Here is a 7392-nt window from a genome sequence, read left to right as displayed (position 1 = left end):
ACTCCTGTTGGGATTTTCCTGAATCCATCTGGAGATTCCACTGATTGGAAACCACCTCACGTAGAAAGAACTCCATGTGAGTTTCGTCAGTGAAAAACTTCCTGTAAAGATAGCATGGATTCCAATCAATCAAAACTCCACCAAGATCAAAGATAATGATTGGTTTCATGAGAATTCAGTACACTCTAAGTTGATTTAAAAATTTACTTTAGTTAATTAGAAGGCTGGATATTAAACAAATTAATCAATAAATGAAAGGATAGATTTTCTCTTGTTCAAAGAATCTGCTTTCATGAATAACAGATTCAAAAGATTCAATAACTTAAAAAATAAAATAACTGATAAAATTTGTCTTAGAGAAGCAAATTCAAAAGTCAACTATAGAGACACTATTAAAAACTTCTGTTGAGATTTCTCTGAAATCGAAAAAACAGGAAAGTGATTAGGCACCACAAGATTAGAAAAACCAGCAGTTGTAGAAATTGTTTACAGCGAGTGGTGGGAGGCGTAGGATATCAACAATTGGAAAAATTTATTTTCCGGCAACAGATGGAGAACGATGGCTGATGAAACAACTTTCAAACCGAAAACTAAGACAAAAACTCAACTAAAGCATCCAAAGCAGTATCAGGTCTTACTGCACAATGATGATTTCACTCCACGCGAGTTTGTTGTGCATGTGTTGGAAGTCGTGTTCCACAAGGGTCAGGAGATATCGATTCAAATCATGTGGCAGGCACATCAACACGGAGTTGCTGTTGTTGGAAGTTATAGTCTGCAAGAAGCTGAGACCAAGGTAGATAAGGTTCATGATATGGCACAGCATGAAGGCTATCCGTTGATGTTTAGCCTTCGCGAGTTATAAGCCCCATAAATTTAGGTTCACTCTCATCTCTCTTACTGCCTTTCAGGAATTCGACACCAAGGATTCGAGTCAATTCCTGCCAACTTCTTAGGAAAATAAAAAAATCACATCCTACGCGATTTTCATCAGGCCAATCTGAAGGCGTCATTTTATAGGGTGCAGCAGGGTCTGTGTCAACACCAGTTCTCAAAAATATCTCAGAAATGCGTGATTGAAGTGCAGGTGTCAGGGAATCGTAATTGGGATGAAATCACAGAGTAATTAGCGTCCTATTCTCTGATTGCTCGTTTGGAAATGCTCCATGAATCAGCCGTGCATCCCCAACGATCACATCCCCAGAATTTATTGTGACGGCAACTCGGTCTGGAAGTGACTCGAACAATCTATCATTGGGATTTTCTACACGAGACAGAGATTCTGTATGAGCGTTGACATAATGCAACTCGTGTAATTTTCTGTGAGAACCAGGAATCACACGTAGGCAGCCATTCTGTGGCTGGGTGCCCTAAAGATAAATCACCACAAAAACCTGAGCCATTTGATCGGTGAAGGATGATGGCTCGTTCCAACCCCACCAATCTTGGTGCCAGAATAAGGCTGGGCTCTGAGGAGGCTTGCTGATGATGTAACCTGAACTGAATTTTGGATCTCGAAATTCCAACTCATCAAAGATCTTAGAAAGAGCTGGGTGACCAAGTAATCTGCCAAACTTGGGGTAGTCCGCAATCAAAACCAAACTGCCTTGGGAACGATTTCTTTCTCGGTGTTCAGCAGAAACGTTGCTCAGAACTTGTCCACATAGACTTCGAAGCCAGTCCATGGCTGTTTGATCTAGAACTTGGTCAATGACGCAATATCCATCCGCTCAGAGTTGAGGCAAGGCAGTCATCTCAGGGTCCAGTAATTAAGTTGGAGAATCGAAACGAGCAGCTCATTTGTTCTTTTCCTTCTGGTAGTCGGCGTCTGGAATTTGGACATCGGGTTGATTGCGAGCGAATACAGCCTGCCGGATACCAAATTTTTCCTGAAGCTGAATCGAGAGCCCACCATCAATCACTAGCGTGTGCCCTGTGATGAAGGAAGCTTGGTCAGAGCAGAGGAAAGCGATTCCTGCTGCTATGTCGTCAGGTACCCCTGCCTTGCGCAAGGGGTACTGATTCTCAAGAAATTGAAAACCCGTAGGGTTTTGCTCCCAGACCTTTTGTATACCTTCGGTAACGATGTGTCCTGGTGCAATCGCGTTTACACGAATATTGTCAGGGCCAAAATCAACAGCCATTTGCCGTGTCAAGCCAACTACTGCAGCTTTTGCAGTTTCATAGACAAGCATGTTGGGTTCTTGAAGAAAGCTGTGGACTGAGGCGATGTTGACGATGTTCCCAAACTGCTTGCGTTGCATGTGGGGGATACAATGCTTGGCGCCAAGGTATAGAGCCTTGAGCATCACATCCATTCCGTAGTCCCAGCTTTCCTCTTTGACAGTGACAGCACTTCCATGAATATGATTTTCACCGCCTACAACACTGAAAGCGTTTTGTACAAGAACATCCACACCACCAAATTGTCGAATGGCTTCCTCAACCATTCTCTCGACATCTTCACTCTTGGAAACATCAGTATGACTGAATACTGCGATGCCCCCTTGACTGAGAATCAATTCGACACTCTTGGTAGCGGCCTCCTCATTGAAATCTGCGATGAGGACTTTAGCCCCCTCTTTCGCAAATTTTCGAGCAGTAGCTCCTCCAATTCCTAAAGCGCCTCCTGTAACAATAACAACCTGGCCTTCGAAACGACTCATAACTGATCCGAATATGATTTTGTCATTGATGTTGTTCTTTAAATATTACTGGTCTGGATTGATCCGAAAATCATTCCCTTCGGGTAGTAATTGTCCACCGTCAACCATGATAGTTTTACCTGTGATATAGGCGGCTTCATCAGAAGTAAGAAATAAAAATGCGTTTGCTACGTCGAGTAGGGTACCGAGCCGGCCAAGAGGAATGGCATCTTCCATCGATTTGATAAAGTTCTGAGATCGGTGAGCTTTCATCCCATCTGTTGGAATATTTCCGGGTTCAACTCCATTGACTGTTATACCGTAGCCAGAAAATTCAAGAGCAGCAGCCTTAATGAAGTCGTTTATACCTGCTTTTGTCGCAGAGTAGTGTCCGTGACCGGGACTTGTTACGTAGGGACCTGTAATTGAAGAGGTGAAAATCATACGACCAGATCGATTTTTTTCATCACTGGGAGGGCTGCTCGAGTTGCCAGAAAAGTCCCTTTCGAATTAACTGCACAAACTTGGTCCCACTCTTCTGGTGGTGTGTTTTCAATCAAGGTCCAAGGATAAATTCCTGTGTTCTGTACAATAATATCGAGGGTCCCATAATTGGACAGCGACTTTTACTGCTTCTTTAGCTGCTTCAAAATCTGAGATATCCGTGTGGACATAGATGCCACTTAGACGTTCGGCTGTTGCTTGGCCAACCTGATCCAAAACATCTGCAATTACAACCTTTGCTCCCTCTTGCACAAAACGTTTTGCGATTGCTTCACCGATACTTTGGGCCGCACCCACAACCAGTGCAATCTTTCCTTCGATTCTGCCAGACATGGTTTTTCCTGATAATGACTATACTTGAGAAGTTAAATGAGAGCACATCCACAATGCCTGCTGCAAAGTCAACTCTGTATCTTTTCAAAAAGATATCAGAGATCTGCTACCCGGTTAGTAATAGATGCCTTCAATACATGTTCTGCCAAGAGTTCATAGGGATCTTACTTCAAAGTTTTAAGGTTTGAAACGGTATGAGTGCAGATCCAACTCTTGGTTGCAGTTGAATTGGATTCCTTCATCAAGGAGTCGTTGGATCTGTTCGAGCGAGCTTTGGGGATTAGCACGTGGACTTATACCACCCTTGGCGTTTACCACTCGATGCCAAGGAATGGAAGATCCTGTCGGTAAAGAAGATAGGGCCATTCCGACAAGTCGAGCTGTACCCTGACCTATGCACTGTGATACTTGACCATAGGTCATTACTTGACCAGCCGGGATTTGGCTCAAAACGAGTTCCACCTTTTGTAAGAAAGTAGGTTGACTTGGCTTGGACTTGATCGAGGTTTTGAGAATTTTCTGGTGGAGGTGAGGCACTGTTCAGTCAGGCATCTGGAAGAGCGTGATGCTGAAGTTCCTCCAAGGAAACAATCTCCAAGGCAGCTTCATGAGTTGCCCTAAGCCGAATAGGTGGAGCCATTCCAGCATCCAGGGCCTCTTTCCAACGGGAGGCACAAAGGCACCATTGGTCACCTGGCTTCAAGCCTGGAAAACCAAATTGTGGAATGGCAGTTGAGAGATCATTTCCACGACTTTTGGTGTAGTTCAAAAAGTCTTCTGTTATCTGGGCACAGACAATATGTTTTCCTCTGTCATCTTCACCAGTTTTACAACAACCATCTCGATAGAATCCTGTCAAAGGATTCATACTGCAGGGTTGAAGAGGTTCTCCCAAAACATTCAGGTCGTTGTTCATGTTGATAGCTCCTAAATCTAATTCAAGGTTTATGATTTAGCAGGGTAGCTCAATTCGGAAATTCACACCACTATCTTGATTCTGTACGAAAAGTTTCCCGCAGAGATGCTCTTCAATAATTAATTTTGACATGTATAGGCCTAATCCGGTTCCATTCAACTTTCCTTTGGTTGTGAAGTAAGGGTCAAAGATTCGATGAATAATTTCTTCGTCAATTCCTCCTGCGTTATCTTGCACCTCAAGAATTTGGCGATTCTCATTTTGGCCCAATCGAATTTTGATTTGCCTTAGTTTTGGCTGCTTCTCATCCAAAGCATCCATTGCATTTTTGAGCAAATTCATGATCACTTGCTGCAGTTCACTTTGATGAACTCTAATGGATGGAACGGCAATCAGTTCTGTCTGAACTTCAATTGCAGACTTTTGAAGGATTGGTTCAAACATTTTCAATGTCAGGGTCACAATATCACCAAGTTGGACGCTTTCTAATTTATCGTTGGGCCGGAAGAAATTTTGAAAGTCTGCAATGGTCCTGGAGAGGAAACAGATCTGGTGCTGCAGCTTGTCGATCTCATCTGTGAAAGCTGTATCGATTTTGTTCATATGAACTTTCAGAGTGAGTCCGGATGTGATCATCCCAATCACTGAAAGGGGTTGTCGCCACTGATGGGCAATCATCGCAAGCATTTCTCCAACAGCGGCCATCTTCGTGGACTGCACAAGTTGCCGTTGGGTTTGTTCGAGAGAGACGTAAGACTCTTGAATTCCATCAGTGGCAGCCTGCATCTGGTGATGAGTTTTCTGCACCACCTGAAGACAGTGAAGAAGATTATCCTGAAAATTTTTGCAGGCATCCAGGAGATGCTGAGTCTCCACAGTATGCGCTGTGATGCGTCTTGGATCCAAAATCCTCACTTGCATCGCAAATTTCTTAGGAGTCGTCTTTTTTGTCCTTTGTTGAAATCTGTTCAGATATCGCTGTAATTGATTCATTGGGGCTAGGAACCAGCCACTGAAGACGTATGAAAAAAATAAAATAAAAATGATTGTGAAAAATAGGTTTAGAAAAATTCTGTAATCATTTAAATATTCGAACAGAGATGACTCATATTCTTGAAAGCCCATATACATAAATGCTGCGCGAGTATCTAGGACATCCAGTTTTCGTGTGTCCCCAAATTCAACTTCGACTTCATATACTCTTTCATCATGTATCATCGATTCTCCTTGCTGAGTTAGAGTCCCAGTTCGGAAAGATCGAAGCCTGCCTACCATTTTCTGAATCCCATGACTCTGGTCCTTGTTACTAAGAATCACGTTTTGGGTAGTTTCAGTTTTTCCTTGCGACCAAATCGATAAGTAATGATCAGATAATTGGTTTTCAGGATCAAAGGAGGAAATTAAGACCTTTTTGTTAGTATCTGTTATTACATAATAATATATTTGATCCGTGAGTAGTACATTTAGGTAGTAAGGGAGTTGCTTCTCCATCCCCCCTTGGATGATAAAAAATGAACGGTTTGCAAACACTTTTGAGGTCAGATGAAAGTGGTCATGATAGGCTTTTTGAATATCTGCTGATCTTTGCTGAAAGCCTACGAAAAGAATGACCGCATTGGTAAGCAATAGGGTAGCACCGACTGTGACTAGCAACACATGATGCAAGTGAAGTTTCATAAATGTTTTTTTGCATAGAAAGTTTGATTTTGGCCGATTTTTGTCACTTTTAGTGGCTCCTGTCAATTAGATTCCATATTGATAAGTCCTTTGAATTAATTAGAGCAGACAAAAGCTATGCGTTTTGTTTGAAATCAAGCACACAGACTCACAAAGGAATTGACCATGAAGGATTTAAATTATTTTGTTCCAGTTTTTCTGGTTGCGCTGTCTGCCTTCGTTTTGCCTTTGCTTGGTTCGTCTTCGCTGTTGGCCAATCCTGTAAATGTGATTGTTGGGCTGGAAGTAAAGATTCCTGTCACAGCCAGAACAGCGCCTTCATTGGGAGCAAACCGGAGAGGTAGTGGAATTGTGATTGATGATGAAGGCAGAGTGCTGACAATTGGCTATCTTAATCTTGGAAGCAAGCAAAGTAAGCCTAGTTGATGTAGGTGGTAAAACCGTTTCTGCAACAGTCATTGGCTACGATGGAGATACTGGATTTGGAATTGTGCAGGCCCTCACACCCCTCCAAGTAGAGCCGGTTGCACTTGGGGACTCCTCAAAATTACAGGTGGGAAGCCAACTACAGGTCGTCAGTCGGGAAATCGATTCTGTGCTTCAAGAAGTGATCGTGATGGACCGTGAAAATTTTGCAGGTTATTGGGAGTATTTATTGGAAGATGCCCTTTTTACTACACCAGCTGTTCCAGCATTTGCGGGGGTGAGGTTGATTAATGATCAAGGTGAGTTGGTGGGAATCGGCTCTTTGTTTGTGAGACTTCATTTTGCAGATCAACTTGTACCAGCAAATATGTTTGTTCCCATTGAAGCCATTCAACCAATTTTGTCTGAACTGATTGAACAAGGTCAGGTTTCTAAGCCACCAGAACCTTGGCTAGGTGTGACTGTCGCTGAAAAATATGGGAGAGTCTTGGTTCAAAGTACCAGCAAGAATAGCCCTGCAAGCCAATCTAGACTAGCAGAGGGAGATTTAGTTCTGAAAATTAATGAGGTGGCAGTTTCAGATTTGGAGGAATTGTTTCGGGAGATCTGGGGGCAAGGTGAAGCTGGAGTGCGTGTTCCAATGACAATTTTGAAAGGTAATCAACTGAAACAAATGGAGGTGGTTTCAGCTGACCACCGTAACTTTTACAGGCTTCAGCAATACGATTGAATCTGAAAACGAAAAATTGCTTTTTGTCATTTTTGAATATTTTTCATTTTTTGTTGCACATTACCTTCGGATATTGAAAAGAATACATATTAGCTTTTAATTTAGCTGAAAACTAAGAACTAATTCACAACTCTAATGTTTTATTCAAATTGTTTCAACAG

The 7392-nt window shown here is 42.5% G+C and carries 7 protein-coding genes and 2 pseudogenes; 3 read left to right on the top strand and 6 right to left on the bottom strand.

Annotated features, from left to right (window positions below):
* Window positions 1–559: 559 nt before the first annotated feature.
* Entirely contained in the window at window positions 560–865 is a 306-nt protein-coding gene (locus tag P8O70_14355) for an ATP-dependent Clp protease adaptor ClpS (GenBank protein MDG2198033.1), read from the top strand.
* Window positions 866–1115: 250 nt separating this feature from the next.
* On the opposite strand, the pseudogene P8O70_14350 reads toward P8O70_14355, so the two are convergent.
* The 6 genes and pseudogenes from P8O70_14350 to P8O70_14325 all read right to left on the bottom strand — a co-directional run bounded on the left by P8O70_14350 (window position 1116) and on the right by P8O70_14325 (window position 6075).
* Window positions 1116–1715 (bottom strand): annotated as a pseudogene (locus P8O70_14350) (phytanoyl-CoA dioxygenase family protein).
* 81 nt (window positions 1716–1796) lie between these two features.
* Window positions 1797–2666: an SDR family oxidoreductase gene (locus P8O70_14345; GenBank protein ID MDG2198032.1), complete on the bottom strand. Its 870-nt coding sequence runs from the start codon at window positions 2664–2666 to the stop codon at window positions 1797–1799.
* Window positions 2667–2711: 45 nt separating this feature from the next.
* Window positions 2712–3482: pseudogene (locus P8O70_14340) on the bottom strand (SDR family oxidoreductase).
* A gap of 177 nt (window positions 3483–3659) precedes the next feature.
* Complete coding sequence (locus P8O70_14335; GenBank protein ID MDG2198031.1) at window positions 3660–3944, bottom strand: MGMT family protein; 285 nt, start codon at window positions 3942–3944, stop codon at window positions 3660–3662.
* Window positions 3945–4026: 82 nt separating this feature from the next.
* A complete protein-coding gene (locus P8O70_14330) occupies window positions 4027–4398 on the bottom strand; it encodes a DUF2237 domain-containing protein (protein ID MDG2198030.1) in 372 nt (123 codons plus the stop codon).
* A 36-nt stretch (window positions 4399–4434) separates the two neighbouring features.
* A complete protein-coding gene (locus P8O70_14325; GenBank protein MDG2198029.1) occupies window positions 4435–6075 on the bottom strand; it encodes an ATP-binding protein in 1641 nt (546 codons plus the stop codon).
* A 165-nt stretch (window positions 6076–6240) separates the two neighbouring features.
* Between P8O70_14325 and P8O70_14320 the strand changes: the two genes are divergently transcribed.
* Window positions 6241–6501: a hypothetical protein gene (locus tag P8O70_14320; GenBank protein MDG2198028.1), complete on the top strand. Its 261-nt coding sequence runs from the start codon at window positions 6241–6243 to the stop codon at window positions 6499–6501.
* Window positions 6458–7231 (top strand): S1C family serine protease, encoded by a 774-nt coding sequence (locus P8O70_14315; GenBank protein MDG2198027.1) that lies wholly within the window; start codon window positions 6458–6460, stop codon window positions 7229–7231. Before P8O70_14320 ends, P8O70_14315 begins: the two co-directional genes overlap by 44 nt.
* Window positions 7232–7392: the final 161 nt, after the last annotated feature.

This window comes from SAR324 cluster bacterium (assembly GCA_029245725.1).
GTDB lineage: Bacteria > SAR324 > SAR324 > SAR324 > NAC60-12 > JCVI-SCAAA005.
Note: the sequence above shows the minus strand (reverse complement) of the source record. Positions and strands in the feature narration are given on the sequence as shown.